Here is a 15984-nt window from a genome sequence, read left to right on the forward strand (position 1 = left end):
GGATTTTGGCAAAACGCGAAAATATCCGCAATATTGCAATTATTGCTCACGTCGATCACGGAAAGACAACGTTGGTTAATGAATTACTAAAGCAGTCTGATACGCTAGATTTGCGTACAGAATTAAGCGACCGTGCGATGGACACAAACGATCTTGAAAAGGAACGTGGTATCACAATCTTGTCAAAAAATACGGCTGTCAAGGTTGGAGATAAGCAGATTAACATCATGGATACGCCAGGACACGCGGATTTCGGTGGCGAAGTTGAGCGTATTATGGGTATGGTTGATGGAGTTTTGCTTGTAGTTGATGCCTTTGAAGGAACAATGCCACAAACTCGTTTTGTTTTAAAGAAAGCTTTCGAACAAAACTTGACACCAATTGTTGTTGTGAACAAGGTGGACCGTCCAGGTGCTCGCCCATCAGAAGTTGTTGACGAAGTCTTGGACTTGTTCATCGAACTTGGTGCTGATGAAGAACAATTGGACTTCCCGGTTGTTTATGCTTCAGCAATGAACGGAACATCTTCATATGATCCAGATGTTGAAACGCAAGAACACACAATGGCACCAATCTTTGAAACTGTCTTCAAGACAATTCCTGCTCCTCAGGATACTTCAGATCAACCATTACAGTTCCAAGTGTCACTTTTGGACTACAATGATTTCGTTGGTCGTATTGGAATTGGTCGTGTATTTAACGGAACAATCAAAGTTGGTGATTCAGTTGCCGTTATGAAGGTTGATGGATCAGTTCAAAACTTCCGTGTTACAAAGTTGTTTGGTTACATTGGTCTAGATCGTATTGAAATTGATGAAGCACAAGCTGGTGATTTGATTGCTATTTCAGGAATGGATGAGATTTCCGTTGGTGAAACTGTTGTTGATCCTGCTCACCCTGAAGCTTTGCCATTACTTCACATTGACGAGCCAACATTACAAATGACTTTCCGTACAAATGATTCACCATTTGCTGGAAGAGAAGGTAAGTTTGTGACTGCCCGTCAAATTGAAGATCGTTTGAACCGCGAATTGCACACTGACGTTTCATTGCGTGTTGAAGACACTGATGAAGCTGGTGCATGGTTGGTTTCAGGACGTGGTGAGTTGCACCTTTCAATTTTGATCGAAACTTTGCGTCGTGAAGGCTTTGAGCTTCAAGTATCACGTCCACAAGTTATTATCAAAGATGTTGATGGTGTTCAATCAGAACCATTTGAAGCAGTTCAAGTTGATACACCTGATGAATATTCTGGTGCGGTTATCGACTCATTGAACCAGCGTAAGGGTGAAATGCGCAACATGGAGCCAACTGGTACAGGAACAACTCGTATGGAGTTCCTTGTGCCATCACGTGGTTTGATTGGATATTCAACTGAATTCATGTCATTAACTCGTGGATATGGTATTTACAACCACACATTTGAGACATATGCACCAGTTGTTAAAAACTGGAACCCTGGTCGCCGTAATGGAACGTTGGTTTCAATCAACCAAGGTCAGGCAACAACTTATGCAATCATGGGTGTGGAAGATCGTGGAACGATGTTCATTCACCCAGGTGATGATATCTATGAAGGTATGGTTGTTGGTATGAACAGCCGTGACAACGATATCTCTGTTAACGTTACTAAGGCTAAGAATCAAACTAACGTCCGTTCATCTAACAAGGATCAAACGGCCTCAATCAAGACACCACGTGATATGACCCTTGAAGAGTCATTGGAGTTCTTGGATGATGATGAGTACGCTGAGGTAACACCAGAAAATGTTCGTATCCGTAAGCAAATTTTGGTTACAAACGAACGTGAAAAGGCTGCAAAGCGTCGTAAGATGTCACAACAAGGTTAGTTAAAATAGTATTAAAGAAGCGGTTGTTACCTAGTGATAGGAAGCAACCGCTTTTTAATGAATTTTTTGATAGAAATGAGTTATCTATTTGAAGAATAAAGGTTGGGCGTTATCAGATGTGATAAAATAGAAAAAGCTATTTATAAAAGGAGCTCATTGATATGGAAGCAAAAATGACTCATCAACATCGTGATGAGAAAAGACATCTGAGCTTAATGGGACGAATAAAAAATAAGTTTCGTTATTTAGATTTATGGTTGTTAATTCCAATTATCGCAATAATGATTTTTGGTGACGCAATGGTTTATACATCAAGTACTAACATGGCCATTGGATCTGCCAGTAGCTTTCTAATTAAACAAGCTGTATTTGGTTTCATGAGTTTAATAATAATGCTATTTATTTTTACACTAAAAATAAATTGGCAGTCAAAATTTATTATTAGGACGATTTTAGGAATCAATATTATTTTATTGATAAGTTTGGCTTATGCTTTGCTATTTGGACAAGTTACTTCAGGAGCAAAGGGTTGGATATATATCGGTTCTTTTGGAATCCAGCCTGTTGAGTATTTTAAAATTAGCATGATTTTATATATTGCTCATCGTTTCTCCAGAAAGAAGCCAGATAAAAATGGCTGGTTTCCCAAGATTAAAATGCAAGATCTGTTTATTCCTTTTTTAGGAATGATGCTGGTTTTTTTGATGCCAGATTTTGGTGGAATTGTTATTCTGCTACTAATATTTTTAATTGTTTTAATGATGGCTGGTGTTAGGATGCGCAGTCTTTTAGCGTTAATGGCAGGTGTGCTCGCAATTTACATTGCCATTCCATTTTCGTTGCCATTACTTGAGAAGTTACCTTTTTTTCATTATCAAATTGCTAGATTTGAAGCCTACGTTAATCCATGGGTCGCCGGCGATTCTGGACATCAACTAATTAACTCATATTATGCGATTAGTAATGGTGGTTTGTTTGGTCGTGGCTTGGGTAATAGTATCCAAAAAACGGGCTATTTACCAGAACCAAATACTGATTTTATTATGGCTATTGTTGGTGAAGAACTCGGAGCTATAACAATTTGTATTGTCTTAATCGTTTTTGCGGTTATCATTTGTCGATTAGTAATTATGGGGATCCATGCCCATCGTATGCAACAAAGATTAGTACTCTATGGTATTGCAACGTATGTTGTGGTCCAAATTCTAATTAACTTAGGTGGTGTGGTTGGTATTTTACCAATTACTGGGGTTACTTTCCCAATGGTTTCTTACGGTGGTTCTTCTTTGCTTTCTTGGGGAATAACGTTTGGTGTTGCACTAAATATTATTGGTCAAATAAAATACGAAACGGAATTGGAAGAGGTAGATTAAATGACATTTGTTGTAAAGCCAAGGCGCAGTGTGATTGTCTATTTAAAAAATGTTCGACAAGCTCGTCAATTGCGCCGTTTTGGTGTTGTTAACTATATATCTGAGAAAATGAAATACGCTGTGATTTACATGGATGAGCAAGATATTGAAACAAAAACAAAATTGATTGAAAGATTGGGTTTTGTTTCCTCTGTTAGTTTGTCGCATTGGCCAGAGGTTGATACAACTGTTGGTGGTGATGGTGAGTCATTTGAATTAATGATTGATCCTGATGAATTATCAGATGAACCTGTTGATGAAGAGGAATTGTGATGCGAATAATAAGTGGTGATTTTGGAGGGCGGCCTTTAAAGGCTGTTCCAGGTAATGCAACCAGACCAACAACCGATAAAGTAAAAGAGGCATTATTCAGCATGATTGGCCCTTATTTTGAAGGCGGCAGGTCTTTGGATTTATATGCTGGTTCGGGTGGATTGAGTATTGAAGGTGTTTCGAGAGGAATTGACGAAGCAGTCTTAGTAGATCGACAATACGCTGCAATCAAAACCATTAAAGAAAACATTGCAGTTACGAAACAGCCAGAAAAATTTCATGTTATAAAAAGTACGGCTGAAGCTGCTATTCATCGCTTACAAGGTAGTTTGCCATTTGATATCTTGTATTTTGATCCACCATACGCTAAACAAACAATTATTAAGGATCTGGAAGCACTGGTTGTTGCAAATCTTGTTGCACCTCAGGCTTTAGTAGTAGCTGAAACTGATCAGTTTGCTGATTTACCAGAAACTGTACCTGGATTTGAGTTAATTAAGCAAAAGGATTACGGTATTACTGTCATTACTTTATATCGTTACACCGGGAGGTAAAATATGGTAAAAGCATTGTTTCCAGGTAGTTTTGATCCATTTACAAATGGGCATTTAGATGTTGTACAGCGTGCTGCAAATCTTTTTGATGAGATTGTTATTGGTGTTGGTACTAATTTGAGCAAACAGTATCTTTTCCAACCTACCGAAAAAATTGCCATGATTGAAAAAGTGACCGAACAACTAGCAAATGTCACAGTTCTTGAAATGTCAGGGTTAACAGTTGAATTTATGAAACAAATCAACGCTGATTTGTTAGTCCGTGGCTTAAGAAATGAAAAAGACTATCTATACGAGCGTGATATCGCACAGATGAATCATGAGTTAGGTGATGTTGAGACGGTATTCCTTTTAGCCAAACCTGATCATCAATTCCTATCAAGCTCGTTACTAAAAGAGGTAGCTAGTACCGGTACAGATATTTCAAAATATGTACCTAACATTATAGAAAAAGCTTTATATGAAAAGTTAGGTAAATAATATGGAAATAAAAAAAGTAAATAAAAAACATAAGCGTTTAAAAATAATTGGACTAGTTGGTCTTGTGTTAGTTTTAATCGGACTAATTAGTCCCTTACCACTCTATGCAGAAACGCCTGGAGAGGCCGATAATCTGAAATCATATATCAAGGTAGATGGCAAAAAGCCAAAAGTTGATGGGCAATACATGATTACTGCTGTTTATTTGTCTAGAGTGAATGGACTGGGTGCAATTATTGCAGCGTTGAACCCAACAACAACCTTGATGACAAGTCGTGAAGCCAATGGTGGATCAAGTGAATCAGATAGCCAAGCTATCAACAAAATATACATGGATTCTGCCGTAAATGAGGCAAAGGCTGTTGCATACAAGGCAGCAAAGGTTCCATATCAGCGAACTTTCAATGGTATTTATGTGATGTCTATCCAGGAAAACTCGACCTTCAAAAAGAAACTGCATGTTGGAGATACAGTGACTGCTGTTGATAACAATCAGTTTAGTTCTGCAAAAGGTTTTCAAAAATATATTCGATCGCATAAAGTCGGCACATCAATGACAATTACTTATAAACAGAATAACAAATCAAAAACTGCTACTGGAAAATCAGTTGCTTTAGCTGGTACAAAGAAACTTCCAGGAATTGGTATTGCTTTGACAGATTCTGTTGATGTGACTTCACCTCGTAAAATTACGGCTAATATGGGCAGCATTAGTGGTCCATCTGGTGGATTGATGTTTGCATTGGAAATGTATGATAGTTTGTCTTCAGAAAACTTGGCTAATGGTCGTAAAATAGCCGGCACTGGTACTATTGATAAAGATGGACGTGTGGGCGAAATTGGTGGTATTGACAAGAAAGTCATTGTTGCTCATGAAGCCGGTGCAAAAATATTTTTCGCCCCATATATTAAACCAACTAAGCAAAATTTGAAATATGAATCAGACGGTAAAACGAACTACCAAGAGGCAGTCAAAACTGCCAAAAAATATGCACCAAACATGAAGATAGTTCCTGTTAAAACTTTTTCAGATGCTGTAACATACTTACGCAATTCCTAAAATAAAAGTAGTTGCATATATGGTACACATTAAATACAAAAATAGGTAAAAAAATGTCGCTATTCTAACACATCTATATGTGTTAATAGTGGCTTTTTTTATTTCAAAAAAATATTTATTGTTTGTTTATAACATAAATAAAAATGCTATATATATAAAATATAGCACTTTTTCAAATTTAAAATTCTTGTTTTGTATGATACATAAATAGTGCTATAATAAAACTTGTAGAAAGATGTAAGCGCTTTCTTGGAGGGGGAATATATGTAGTGAGGTACATTAATTATTTAGGCACAGATGCCTACCAGAATATTGCTATGGATAGCTGGTTGTTATACAACCTTAAGCCAAAAGAACCAGTATTTACTTTATGGCAGAATAAGAAAGCTGTCATTGTAGGACAAAATCAAAATACTTTTGGAGAAATCAATCAAGAGTATGTTGATAAAGAAGGTGTACAGGTTGTTCGCCGAATGTCTGGTGGTGGCGCAGTTTACCACGATTTGGGGAATATTTGTTTTACTTTCTTTGTGCCAGTTGAGAGTAGTAGTCAGGTCAATTTTAAGCAATTTGTTGAACCAATGTATGACGCACTACACGCAATTGGCATTGATGCCAAAATTACTGGTCGAAATGACTTAGAAGTTGATGGAAAGAAGGTCTCAGGTAATGCACAACGTTACGTCGGTGGCTACCTAATGCATCACGGTACGTTGATGTGGGACACCGATGTTGAGGCAATGGTTCGTTCTTTAAATGTTGCTGATGAAAAGTTTATTTCAAAAGCAGCAAAATCCGTTCGTGCGCGAGTGGGTAATATTAAGAACTATGCACCTGAAGGCCAAACTTTAGAAGGCTTTATGGAAGCTTTACGTTACTATCTAACCAATGAGGGAAAAGATAGTGAGTTGGTACTAACTGATGATCAAATTGCCGACATTAAACGTTGGCGTGATGAACGGTTCTCAACTTGGGAATGGAATTATGGTAAGAGTCCTGAGTTTGATTTCATGAATCATGCCAAATATGATGGCGGTAGTATTGACGTTAAGGCGAATGTTAAGGAAGGTAAAATTCAAGATATTGATTTTACAGGGGATTTCTTAGGTGTTCGTGACTGGCGTGAGATTAAAGATAAGTTCATTGGTCAGGTATTCTCGCCTGAGGCAATCCTTAAAGTTTTGGAATCTAATTCAGATGGCCAATATTTTGGTGGTATTACCAATGATGAGTTAGCGGTATTGTTTACTGGAGACAGTGATAAGTAGAAAGGGGCTACATGCAATGGCAAGTATCGCAGATGCAAACAAGAAGGTTTTAGATTTTGATGGACAATTGCAAGCGCAAGATGATTTTTTCCCAACATTGAAGTTGTTGGACAATGATGGAAAATTGTTGGATAAAGCAGCTTACAAGCGTTCTGAATTAACAGATGAAGATTTAGTTGCAATTATGAAGAAGATGTTGTTTAGCCGTCAGCTTGACATCCGTTCAACAAAGTTGGCTAAGCAAGGACGTTTTGGTTTCTTCGCACCAACTGCTGGACAAGAAGCTTCACAAATGGCTTCAGCATACGCCTTTGGTAAGGAAGACTGGCTATTCCCAGGATATCGTGATATTCCTGAAATTGTTGATAAGGGCTGGCCAGTTTGGAAAGCTATTCTTTGGTCACGTGGTCACGCAAAGGGTAATGAGTTCACTACAGAAGATGGTGAGCCAGTTAACTCATGGATGCCACAAATTATCATTGGTGCTCAATATGTTGAGGCAGCTGGTGTTGCTCTAGGTTTGAAGAAGCGCAAGCAAGATGCTGTTGCCTATGCTTATACAGGTGATGGTGGAACTTCGCAAGGAGACTTCTATGAAGGTGTTAACTTTGCTTCAGCCTATAAGGCAAACGCTGTCTTCTTCGTACAAAACAATGGTTATGCTATTTCAACACCACGTGCTTTGCAAACAGCCGCACCTCATTTGGCAGCTAAAGGATGGGGATCAGGTATTCCTAGTCTAGTTGTTGATGGTATGGATCCATTGGCAATGTACTTAGCAGCTAAAGAAGCTCGTGCATGGGCTGCTGCTGGTAATGGTCCTGTATTGATTGAAACGTTGACTAATCGTTTGGAGCCGCACTCAACAGCTGGTGATGATCCACTTCGTTATCGTACAAAGGAAGATATTGCCGAATGGTGGAAGAAAGAGCCATTGATTCGTATGCGTAAGTTTATGAGTGAAAAGGGTATCTGGGACGACAAGAAAGAAGACGATTACATTGCTGAAGTAGATAGTTATATTGACGATCAAATCAAGATTGCTGATAACATTGAAAAGCAAAAGATTTCTGATTTCTTAAAGAACACGTTGGAAGTTCCAGGACAAGCGATGAAGGAACAAATTGAGCACTTCGAGAGCGAGGGTAAGTAATTATGGCTAAGAAAACATATATTGCAGCAATTCAGGATGCTTTAGATTTAGCTTTGGAGAAAGACGAGAACACCCTAATTTTTGGTGAAGATGTTGGAGAAAACGGTGGTGTGTTCCGTGCAACTGATGGTTTGCAAGCAAAGTATAGTGATGAACGTGTATTCAATACACCATTGGCAGAATCAGGAATTGGTGGTTTAGCTATTGGGTTAGCAACAACTGGTTATCGTCCAATTATGGAAATTCAATTCTTTGGATTCCTATTTGAGGTCATGGACTCAATTGCTGGTCAAATGTCACGTGCTCGTTTCCGTTTCAATGGCACACGTAATATGCCAATTGTGGTTCGCTCACCATATGGTGGTGGTACCAAGACACCAGAAATGCACGCTGATAACTTGGAAGGTATTGTTGCTCAGGTACCTGGACTTCGTGTTGTCATGCCAGCCAACCCAGCTGATGCTAAAGGATTGCTATTAAGCTCAATCGAGTCTGATGATCCCGTTGTTTTCTTAGAGAACTTGCACTTGTATCGTTCAATGAAGGGTGAAGTTGCTGATGGTTATTATACAACGCCATTGGATAAAGCAGCGATTGCTCGTGAAGGTTCTGATTTAACCATCGTTTCATATGGTGGTGCTGTTCCTGTATCATTAAAGGCTGCTGATGAGTTGGCCAAAGAAGGTATTGAGGCAGAAGTTGTTGATCTTCGTACCGTTTCACCAATCGATATTGAAACTATTGGTGAGTCAGTTAAGAAGACAGGTCGTGTTGTTGTTGTACAAGAAGCACAACGTATGGCTGGAGTTGCAGCTACAGTGATGGCTGAAATTTCAGAGCGCTTTATCTTGAGTTTGAAAGCACCAATTGGTCGTGTAGCTGCACCTGATACAGTTTACCCATTCGCTCAAGCAGAAAATGACTGGATGATGAAGGCTGATGACGTTGTTGCTAAGGCCAAGGAGGTTGTAAACTATGACTGAAATTTTTAAGATGCCTGATATCGGTGAAGGAATGGCCGAAGGTGATATCACAAACTGGTTAGTTAAGGTTGGTGATACAGTTAAAGTTGATGATTCCGTTGCTGAAGTACAAAATGATAAGTTAGTTCAAGAAATTCTTTCACCTTATGCGGGAACTGTTACAAAGTTGTTTGTCGAGCCTGACACAACAGTCGCTGTTGGTGATCCATTAATTGAGTTTGACGGTGATGGTAGCGGCTCAGCAGCTGGTGAAGCTGCACCCGCACCAAAGGAAGAAGAAAAGCCCGCTGAAGAACCAGCAACACCGGCAGCTCCTGAAGCTCCAGCTGCACCCGCAGGAAATGTGGTTGCGACAAATGGTCAAATCTTAGCAATGCCGTCAGTTCGTCATTATGCATTTGAAAAGAATATTGACTTGTCACAAGTACCAGCATCAGGACGTCATGGTCATATAACGATGGCTGATGTCACTGGATTTACTGGTGCACCAGCTGCAGCGGCAGCACCTACACCTGAGCCTCAAGCAGCACCAGTTGCACCTGAAGCAAGCGCACCAGCACCAGAGAAGAAGATTGAAGTAGCTGATACTAAATCAGGACGTCAACCAATGTCTGGTGTTCGTAAGGCAATTGCTAAGGCAATGTCTGTTCAGAATTCGACAATTCCAACGGTTACGAACTTTGACAGTGTTGAAGTTTCAAAGCTTGTTGCACACCGTTCAAGCTTCAAGGAGTCTGCTAAAGAACAAGGTGTTAAGTTAACTTACTTGGCATATGCAGTGAAGGCTTTGGCCGCAGTTGGTAAGAAGTTCCCTGAAATTAATGCATCAATCGATATGGACACTAATGAAGTCATCTATCATGATACAGTTAATGTTGGTGTTGCCGTTAATGCACCTTCAGGATTATACGTGCCAGTTATCGCTCATGCCGAGAGTAAGTCAATTATGACAATTGCTACTGAAATTGCTGATTTGGCAAGTGCAGTTCGTGAAGGTACAATTAAGCCTGCTCAGATGCAAGGAGCAACAATTACCATTTCTAATTTGGGCTCAGCACGTGGTACGTGGTTCACACCAATTATCAATGGTAAGGAATCAGCTATCTTAGGTTTGGGTTCAATTTTGAAGGAACCAATTGTTGATGAAAATGGTGAATTAGCTGTTGGACAAAATATGAAGCTATCACTAAGTTATGACCACCGTTTGATCGATGGTATGTTAGGACAACAGTCAATGAATTACTTGAAGCAATTATTGGCAGATCCTAGCTATATGTTGATGGAGGTATAGAAAATGGTTGTTGGAGCAGAAGCAACTGATGTTGGTACAGTTATCATTGGTTCAGGACCTGGTGGATATGTGGCAGCAATTCGTGCTGCTGAACTAGGTCAAGATGTTACTTTGATTGAACGTGACAATATTGGTGGAGTTTGTTTAAACATTGGATGTATTCCATCAAAGGCATTGATCAATGTTGGTCACCATTATCGTGATAGTCAAGAAGAAAACCCATTTGGATTATCAATGACTGGTCAATTAGATTGGGCAAAAGCACAAGATTGGAAGCAACATAAAGTTGTTGATCAATTAACTGGTGGTGTTGCCATGTTGTTGAAGAAGCACCATGTGCAGATTATCAAAGGTGAGGCGACATTTAACGATAATGAAACTTTGAATGTTGTACAAGAAGATGGTCATCAATTATTGCGCTTTGAAAATGCTATCATCGCGGCTGGATCACGACCAGTGGAAATTCCAAGCTTAAAGTTTGGTGGTCGGATTGTTGATTCAACTGGTGTATTGAGCTTGCCTGAAGTACCAGAACATCTAATCATTGTTGGTGGTGGTGTAATTGGTTCCGAACTTGGTGGTGCATATTCTAACTTAGGTGCGAAAGTAACTATCGTTGAAGGCTTGGATCATACACTGAACGGCTTTGATAAAGAGATGACAAAGCCTGTTTTGAATGACTTTAAGAAGCACGGTGGTGAGATTATTACATCAGCCATGGCTAAGGGTGCGACACAAACTGATAAAGATGTTACTTTGACTTATGAAGTTGACGGTAAGGAGCAGACGGTCACTGGTGATTACTTGCTAGTTTCAGTTGGTCGTCGAGCTAATTCTGATACGCTAGGCTTAAATAACACGGATGTCAAAATTGGTGATCACGGTCTAATCGAAGTTGATAACCAAATGAAGACAAGTGTGTCACATATTTATGCCATTGGTGATATTGTTGCCGGACCTGCTTTAGCACATAAGGCTAGTTTTGAAGGCAAAGTTGCTGCAGCTGCTATCAGCGGTGCAAGTAATGCTCATGATCTTCATTATTCATTACCAGCAGTTGCTTATACACAGTATGAATTAGCAACAACTGGTGAAACCCCAGATTCAGTAAAGGAAAAGGGATTGAATGCTAAGATCAGTAAGTTCCCATTTGCTGGAAATGGTCGTGCCCTTGCCATGGACGCGGGTGTTGGCTTTATTCGTTTGATTACTGATAAAGATAGCAATGCGATGTTAGGTGCACAAATTGTTGGGCCATCAGCGTCTGATTTGATTTCTGAGCTTTCATTGGCAATTGAAAATGGATTGACCTCCGAAGATATTTCGTTAACTATCCATCCACACCCAACTTTGGGCGAGGCTATTATGGATGCTGCCGAAGTAGCAGATGGTTTAGGTATTCATGTATAATAGATTAAAATAATTATATTGAGGTGGGTAGGCAATGTCTTTCTTTAAATCAAATGACGGTGTCCGATTACATTACCAGTTTGATGGTAGTAGTGATCAACCAGTCGTCGTTTTTCTCGGTGGCTATACAAGTATGATAACGACATGGGTGGCTCAAGTTGAAGCATTTAAAAATGCAGGCTTTCGAGTACTAAGGTTTGAGTATCGAAATCATGGCCAAAGTGAACAGACGGACAAGAGCTTGCGTATTTCTAGGTTAGCAATGGATTTAGCAAATTTAGTGGACTATTTGCATGTCGATCATTTTACTTTGATTGGACATTCAATGGGTGCGATGGTTGCAAGTCAATATATTTCACAGTTTAGTGATCGTCGTGTAGACGCGATTGTAACAGAAGATCAAACACCCAAGATGCTGAATGAAGATGGCTGGCAATACGGCGTTAAAGATTCCTCCTTTGCTCGTATTAGCCAGATATCGGATAGTTTTCCGACAACAAAGTTGGTTAGACAAGCCATTCCAAAAGAACTGAAGCGTCAAGTATCAGATGGTTATGTGCCGTTTGATTTCAAAAAAAATCGGCCATTGATGATTGATGGTATTGTGCAAGATTGGCGTGATGTTATCCGTCATGAAAGCATACCCCATTTATTTTTGGCTGGTAGTGCTTCACCGATGTATCCAGTAGATCACGCGAAAAATGCGCTTGATCTACAAAAGGTTACCGGCTCAGCAATGCATGTTTTTGACGGTGCAGGTCATATCCCACATTTGGAATTTCCGGATGAATTTAACCAAATTGTGTTAGAATTTTTAAAAAAGTTTAGTTAAGCATGCCTTTAGCAATAAAACTATCCACAATGTGCATAGTTAAAATTTAGATGTTTAGGAATAAAACTCCTAAACATCTTTTTTTATGTTTCGTTTGATAAATTAAAAAACAATTAGACAAATGAGAAATTGCATGGTATTATAATAACACTATTAAAATTAAATCGTTCACAAAAGGGAGTTTGGCATGAAAAAATTTGGCAAAGTAGCAGCCGCCGCTGCGTCGGTGGCGATGGTGGGTAGCGTTGCATTACCGGCAGTCTCAGCATCTGCTGCATCAACGGGCAAAACAATTAATTGGTCAGAAGTTGCGGCATTACCAACAATGGATCCAGCAAAGTCTACAGACACTGTATCTGCAGATGCGCTAGGGGCAACAAGTTTACCATTGTTACAATTTGGTAAGGGTAATAAACTTGAAAATGAGGCAGCGAAGAGTTACGAAAAGTCTGATGATGGATTAACATATACATTCCACTTACGTTCAGGTTTGAAGTGGGAAAATGGGGATGCTCTGACAGCAAAAGACTTCGTTTATGGTTGGCAACGTTCAATTGATCCCAAAACTGCATCTGAATATGCTTATTTGATGGATAGTGTAAAAAATGCGAAGGCTATTGAGGACGGTCAAAAGCAACCGTCTGAACTAGGAATCAAAGCAATTGATGATCATACATTACAAGTAACGTTGGAATCACCTGCCTCATACTTCTTACAAGAAATTACGATGCCCGTATTCTTTCCAGAAAACCAAAAATTTGTGGAGAAGCAGGGTAGCAAGTATGGAACATCAGCAGCCACGTACTTGTCTGCTGGTCCATATAAATTCAAAGGATGGACGGGATCAAATAATAAGTACTCATTTGTGAAGAATGATAAGTATTTTGATGCTGATAAGGTGAAGACCAAGAAAATTGCTGTTCAAACAATTAAGGATCAGAATACTGGTTATAATTTGTATCAAGGCAAGAAACTTGATTTCACGCCATTATCTCCAGATCAAGTGAAGGCTTCAAAGAACAAGAAGGGGTACAAAGTTATCAAGACTGGTGCTACCCAAGCACTACAGATGAACGAAGAAAAAGTACCTGAATTTAAGAATACCAAGATTCGTCAAGCAATTTCTTATGCAATTAATCGTGATACATTATCAAGTAAAATTGTGACTGGGTCAGCCATTCCGGCAACAACGTACACGCCTAAAGGCTTAGTTAAGAATCCAAATAATAATAAGGATTTTGCAACCGATGCTGAAGTAAAGGGTGCTGTTAGCTTCGATAAGAAGAAAGCTGCTAAGTTGTTTAAGGCAGGACTTAAGGAAGTTGGCAAGTCAAAGTTGTCTGTTCAACTATTGACTGACGATGATGATACATCAAAGCGTGTGGCACAATTCTTGCAAGAGCAGTTAGAACAAAATCTAAAGGGTATGGATGTTTCGATTAAGACAGTACCAAAGAAGCAACGATTGAAGTTGAGTACTGATGGTGATTTTCAAATGCTAAACTTCGGTTGGTTAGCTGATTACCCTGACGCATCATCATTCTTGGATCTATACAAGAGCGACGCTTCTTATAATTATGGTAAGTGGAATAATGCAGATTACGATGCTGCATTAGAGAGTGCCGAAGGAAAGAATGCTAATAATACTAAGGCTCAGTATGCAGACTTCAAGAAGGCTGAACAAATCCTTGAGAAGGAAGCGGGAGTTGCACCTTTGTACTACCGTTCAACTGCTTCATTGTTGAATCCTAAGGTTAAGGGAGTTATTGCAAATCCTACCGGTGCGCCATTTAATTTCAAGTATGCTGTTAAACACTAATAACTTATAATTGCACAAATCACTGAATTTGATATTCAGTGATTTTTTTAATTAATGTTAGAATATAGCTAAATGGTATGTGTAGAAATTGCTAACTATTGAAGGAGGAAAAATTGAAAATAACTATAATGGGTGGTACAGGGTATATTGGTCAGGGAATCTTATCTGTCCTTATGCAGAATAAAAGTCAGTACGAACTGATTAGTTTGTCTCGCTCAGGTGCAAAAAACCACTTAAATTTGGTTGAATCTGTGACTTATTTGGCGGTTGATTTAACTGAACCGGGTGATTGGCAAACGGTCATTGATAGTTCAGACTTAGTTATCGATTGTGTAGGTATTTTTTTACCCAGTAAAAAGAAAAATACTAGCTATGAAAAAAACAGCATTGCGCCCGCAAAAACGGTGATTGATGAACTAGCAGTAAAAACAAAACAAACGAAATTTATTTTTATTGCGGCAAATAATGCACCGTGGATCCTTAATGATTATATGAAAGCCAAAGAAGAGGTTATTGCTTACGGTGTCAAAAAGTTGGATAATCGATTTGTAGCGGTTTATCCTGGTATGGTGTATGACCGTCAGCGTCTTTTTAATTTCATTCCAGGCATAATATTACATGTTGCCATTAATGGGTTACATTTGAATTTTTTGAAAAAATACCGACCAATTAAGCGTCAGACGTTCAATCAGGAAATTCTTCGAATTATTAATAATCAGCCCAGTGATTTGACAAACAAAATATCATAATTATCGTAGGAGAGAAAAGTTGATCACTTTAAAATCAGATAGAGAAATATCAGGAATGGCCCACTCAGGTAAAATTTTAGCTGGTGCACATTTAGCATTACGCGATCAAATATATGTGGGGATGGATACTTGGGAAATCGAAGAAATTGTTAACCAATATATTCTGGATCACGATGCAACGCCTTCAGAAAAAGGATTTGAAGGGTACAAATATGCAACTTGTATCAGCATTAACAATGAAGTCGCACATGCAACACCACGAAAGGGACTGAAATTAAAGAACCACGATATTGTGACAGTGGATTTTTGTGTTAACTGGCATGGTTATGAGAGTGATTCAGCTTGGACGTATGTTGTTGGTGATAGCACACCAGAGATTGATCATTTAATGGATGTGACGCATACTGCCTTATATTTGGCAATTGACCAAGCACAAGTTGGTAATCGTTTAGGTGATATTGGTTTTGCCATTCAAGACTATGTAGAAAATAAAAATCATATGGGTGATGTCCGTGATCTAATTGGTCATGGGATTGGACCAACGATGCATGAAAAGCCGGATGTATTTCATTACGGGGTGGCACATAAGGGATTGCGCCTAAAAGCAGGAATGGTTATTACTATTGAACCAATGGTCAATGCTGGTGGTGATTGGGAAATAGAGACTGAAATTGTTCCAGAAACTGGTTGGGAATACTATGTATCAGCAGATGGTAGTTTATCAGCCCAATATGAACACACAATTGCTATTACGAATGATGGTCCTAAAATTTTAACATCACAAGATCCGATTGGTGACGCCAAATATTTGTGGCAAGATTAAATAATAAAAAACGAGAATGTCATCTTT

The 15984-nt window shown here is 39.0% G+C and carries 15 protein-coding genes; all 15 read left to right on the plus strand.

Features of this window, described 5'->3' with window-relative positions; genetic code table 11:
• The first annotated feature begins 5 nt into the window (after positions 1-5).
• Positions 6-1850: a translational GTPase TypA gene (gene typA / locus HMPREF0877_RS00270; RefSeq protein ID WP_002827030.1), complete on the plus strand. Its 1845-nt coding sequence runs from the start codon at positions 6-8 to the stop codon at positions 1848-1850.
• 161 nt (positions 1851-2011) lie between these two features.
• Positions 2012-3223 carry an FtsW/RodA/SpoVE family cell cycle protein gene (locus tag HMPREF0877_RS00275; RefSeq protein WP_002827031.1) on the plus strand — a complete coding sequence of 404 codons (1212 nt, stop codon included), beginning with the start codon at positions 2012-2014 and terminating at the stop codon, positions 3221-3223.
• Positions 3224-3535 (plus strand): YlbG family protein, encoded by a 312-nt coding sequence (locus HMPREF0877_RS00280; RefSeq protein ID WP_002827032.1) that lies wholly within the window; start codon positions 3224-3226, stop codon positions 3533-3535.
• On the plus strand, positions 3535-4089 hold the full coding sequence (gene rsmD, locus HMPREF0877_RS00285; protein ID WP_002827033.1) for a 16S rRNA (guanine(966)-N(2))-methyltransferase RsmD: 555 nt from the start codon (positions 3535-3537) through the stop codon (positions 4087-4089). Before HMPREF0877_RS00280 ends, rsmD begins: the two co-directional genes overlap by 1 nt.
• A gap of 3 nt (positions 4090-4092) precedes the next feature.
• On the plus strand, positions 4093-4569 hold the full coding sequence (coaD, locus tag HMPREF0877_RS00290) for a pantetheine-phosphate adenylyltransferase (protein ID WP_002827034.1): 477 nt from the start codon (positions 4093-4095) through the stop codon (positions 4567-4569).
• Position 4570: 1 nt separating this feature from the next.
• On the plus strand, positions 4571-5629 hold the full coding sequence (locus HMPREF0877_RS00295) for a SepM family pheromone-processing serine protease (protein ID WP_002827035.1): 1059 nt from the start codon (positions 4571-4573) through the stop codon (positions 5627-5629).
• A 269-nt stretch (positions 5630-5898) separates the two neighbouring features.
• Positions 5899-6897, plus strand: a complete 999-nt coding sequence (locus tag HMPREF0877_RS00300) for a lipoate--protein ligase (RefSeq protein ID WP_002827036.1) — start codon at positions 5899-5901, stop codon at positions 6895-6897.
• A gap of 16 nt (positions 6898-6913) precedes the next feature.
• Positions 6914-8050 (plus strand): thiamine pyrophosphate-dependent enzyme, encoded by a 1137-nt coding sequence (locus HMPREF0877_RS00305; RefSeq protein ID WP_040760057.1) that lies wholly within the window; start codon positions 6914-6916, stop codon positions 8048-8050.
• Positions 8051-8052: 2 nt separating this feature from the next.
• On the plus strand, positions 8053-9033 hold the full coding sequence (locus HMPREF0877_RS00310; RefSeq protein WP_002827039.1) for an alpha-ketoacid dehydrogenase subunit beta: 981 nt from the start codon (positions 8053-8055) through the stop codon (positions 9031-9033).
• Positions 9026-10324 (plus strand): 2-oxo acid dehydrogenase subunit E2, encoded by a 1299-nt coding sequence (locus HMPREF0877_RS00315; RefSeq protein WP_002827040.1) that lies wholly within the window; start codon positions 9026-9028, stop codon positions 10322-10324. Before HMPREF0877_RS00310 ends, HMPREF0877_RS00315 begins: the two co-directional genes overlap by 8 nt.
• A 3-nt stretch (positions 10325-10327) precedes the next feature.
• Positions 10328-11734, plus strand: coding sequence for a dihydrolipoyl dehydrogenase (lpdA, locus tag HMPREF0877_RS00320; protein WP_002827042.1), 1407 nt, complete (start codon positions 10328-10330; stop codon positions 11732-11734).
• Between the two features lie 34 nt (positions 11735-11768).
• Positions 11769-12566 (plus strand): alpha/beta fold hydrolase, encoded by a 798-nt coding sequence (locus HMPREF0877_RS00325; RefSeq protein WP_002827043.1) that lies wholly within the window; start codon positions 11769-11771, stop codon positions 12564-12566.
• Between the two features lie 187 nt (positions 12567-12753).
• The gene (locus HMPREF0877_RS00330; protein WP_002827045.1) at positions 12754-14385 is read left to right on the plus strand and encodes a peptide ABC transporter substrate-binding protein; all 1632 of its coding nucleotides are present in this window, start codon (positions 12754-12756) and stop codon (positions 14383-14385) included.
• 113 nt (positions 14386-14498) lie between these two features.
• Positions 14499-15134 (plus strand): NAD-dependent epimerase/dehydratase family protein, encoded by a 636-nt coding sequence (locus HMPREF0877_RS00335; RefSeq protein ID WP_040760058.1) that lies wholly within the window; start codon positions 14499-14501, stop codon positions 15132-15134.
• A 19-nt stretch (positions 15135-15153) separates the two neighbouring features.
• A complete protein-coding gene (gene map, locus HMPREF0877_RS00340) occupies positions 15154-15957 on the plus strand; it encodes a type I methionyl aminopeptidase (protein ID WP_040760059.1) in 804 nt (267 codons plus the stop codon).
• Positions 15958-15984: the final 27 nt, after the last annotated feature.

The organism is Weissella paramesenteroides ATCC 33313 (assembly GCF_000160575.1).
Lineage (GTDB): Bacteria > Bacillota > Bacilli > Lactobacillales > Lactobacillaceae > Weissella > Weissella paramesenteroides.

Bases quoted from the DNA above. Each gene is read 5' to 3' on its own strand.
- HMPREF0877_RS00280 (WP_002827032.1), top strand. From the start codon at position 3,224: ATGACATTTGTTGTAAAGCCAAGGCGCAGTGTGATTGTCTATTTAAAA.
- coaD (WP_002827034.1), top strand. From the start codon at position 4,093: ATGGTAAAAGCATTGTTTCCAGGTAGTTTTGATCCATTTACAAATGGG.
- HMPREF0877_RS00310 (WP_002827039.1), top strand. From the start codon at position 8,053: ATGGCTAAGAAAACATATATTGCAGCAATTCAGGATGCTTTAGATTTA.
- HMPREF0877_RS00305 (WP_040760057.1), top strand. From the start codon at position 6,914: ATGGCAAGTATCGCAGATGCAAACAAGAAGGTTTTAGATTTTGATGGA.
- HMPREF0877_RS00315 (WP_002827040.1), top strand. From the start codon at position 9,026: ATGACTGAAATTTTTAAGATGCCTGATATCGGTGAAGGAATGGCCGAA.
- lpdA (WP_002827042.1), top strand. From the start codon at position 10,328: ATGGTTGTTGGAGCAGAAGCAACTGATGTTGGTACAGTTATCATTGGT.
- HMPREF0877_RS00275 (WP_002827031.1), top strand. From the start codon at position 2,012: ATGGAAGCAAAAATGACTCATCAACATCGTGATGAGAAAAGACATCTG.
- HMPREF0877_RS00325 (WP_002827043.1), top strand. From the start codon at position 11,769: ATGTCTTTCTTTAAATCAAATGACGGTGTCCGATTACATTACCAGTTT.
- HMPREF0877_RS00295 (WP_002827035.1), top strand. From the start codon at position 4,571: ATGGAAATAAAAAAAGTAAATAAAAAACATAAGCGTTTAAAAATAATT.
- HMPREF0877_RS00330 (WP_002827045.1), top strand. From the start codon at position 12,754: ATGAAAAAATTTGGCAAAGTAGCAGCCGCCGCTGCGTCGGTGGCGATG.
- rsmD (WP_002827033.1), top strand. From the start codon at position 3,535: ATGCGAATAATAAGTGGTGATTTTGGAGGGCGGCCTTTAAAGGCTGTT.